2 protein-coding genes are annotated in these 1,580 nt (G+C 42.9%); both read right to left on the reverse strand.

Features of this window, described 5'->3' with window-relative positions; genetic code table 11:
- Positions 1 to 571 precede the first annotated feature (571 nt).
- The gene (locus A3756_RS03240) at positions 572 to 1,090 is read right to left on the reverse strand and encodes a Fic family protein (RefSeq protein WP_197481132.1); all 519 of its coding nucleotides are present in this window, start codon (positions 1,088 to 1,090) and stop codon (positions 572 to 574) included.
- Positions 1,091 to 1,383: 293 nt separating this feature from the next.
- Positions 1,384 to 1,580, reverse strand: a 197-nt coding sequence (locus tag A3756_RS28530) for a hypothetical protein (protein ID WP_231875471.1), incomplete at its 5' end; no start/stop codon positions are given.

Here is a 1,580-nt window from a genome sequence, read left to right on the forward strand (position 1 = left end):
TGTCTCTAAAGTGATGCAGTCACTTGGGCGGCGCTACGTGCAATACATCAATAAGACATGTCGGTGATGCGTTACATTATGGGAGAGTCGTCTCGTTCGCTATCGAGAGTTGTTTAACGTGGTGCTACTTGTTAGCATTTTTTTGATGTGCCACATACTCGTCAAGTAACTCGCGTATCATTTTTTGATACTGCATGTGATTGGTTTTGGCGGCCTGCTTAAAATAGGCAACACTCTCAGAAAACAAATAAAAGGGGTCGGTGACACATAATAATCATTCGCATTACTCAGCTTGAAAAGACCTTGGCTTAGGTCGATAATCACGGCTAACTATCAAGGAAGATAGAGGAAGCTGAAATGCCAAGGAAGCCAAGAATGTATATGGCCGGAGTGCCGTGTCATGTAATACTAAGCAAAAGGGGACGGAGGGAATATAAGAATAATAAAAGGGGTCGGTGACACATAATAATCATTCGTATTACTTGCCCTACACCTAAAAGATCGTGTGTAGTTGCCTCCAACTTGTATGCAGCTGCTTTGACTTTCTGCTCTAGTTGGGCTGAATGAGTAATCAGCAGACGTATTGTGTTGGTGTTATTCCTTTGTTCCTTTGTTCCTGAAGTTTTTTAGCGCCTTCTATTAGCTCTCTTGTTTCTTTATGGGAGCGGTCACAAAACTGTTCAAAGTCAGTAAGCAGCTTAGTTTTCGGCCAAACACCGGAGTCAGGTGTCAGTTGTCCAACTTTCAGCTGGTAGTCTGCAAGTATTTTTATGTACTGCTGTCTTTCGTCCTGCGAAATAACGATGGGGGGAAGGCCTGACTTTAGCAGAGGAATGTTTGCAATTAATCGCGCAAGGCGTCCGTTTCCGTCCCAGAAGGGGTGGATATGTACAAAGCCCATGTGAATCTTCGCGTAGGCTTTGATTCCGTCCTTAAGGTTGAGAGTTTGCTTGCATAATGAGTTGAGCTCTTCGATAAAAAGAGCCATTAACTTTTCTGTATGTAAGGGGTGGGCATATTCGATAAATACTTGTTGGTTTTTCTTATTAACTGCATGAAACAAAAGGGGTCGGTGACACATAATAATCATTCGCATTACTCAGCTTGAAAAGACCTTGGCTTAGGTCGATAATCACGGCTAACTATCAAGGAAGATAGAGGAAGCTGAAATGCCAAGGAAGCCAAGAATGTATATGGCCGGAGTGCCGTGTCATGTAATACTAAGCAAAAGGGGACGGAGGGAATATAAGAATAATAAAAGGGGTCGGTGACACATAATAATCATTCGTATTACTTGCCCTACACCTAAAAGATCGTGTGTAGTTGCCTCCAACTTGTATGCAGCTGCTTTGACTTTCTGCTCTAGTTGGGCTGAATGAGTAATCAGCAGACGTATTGTGTTGGTGTTATTCCTTTGTTCCTTTGTTCCTGAAGTTTTTTAGCGCCTTCTATTAGCTCCCTTGTTTCTGTACGGGAGCGGTCACAAAACTGTTCAAAGTCTGCAAGCAGCTTAGTTTTCGGCCAAACACCGGAGTTAGTTGTCAGTTGTCCAACTTTCAGCTGGTAGTCTGCAAGTATTT

The organism is Oleiphilus sp. HI0086, from assembly GCF_001635225.1.

What these genes read in the sequence shown, in the direction of transcription:
- A3756_RS03240 (WP_197481132.1), bottom strand. Translation starts at nt 1,090, where the DNA reads ATGATTATTATGTGTCACCGACCCCTTTTGTTTCATGCAGTTAATAAG.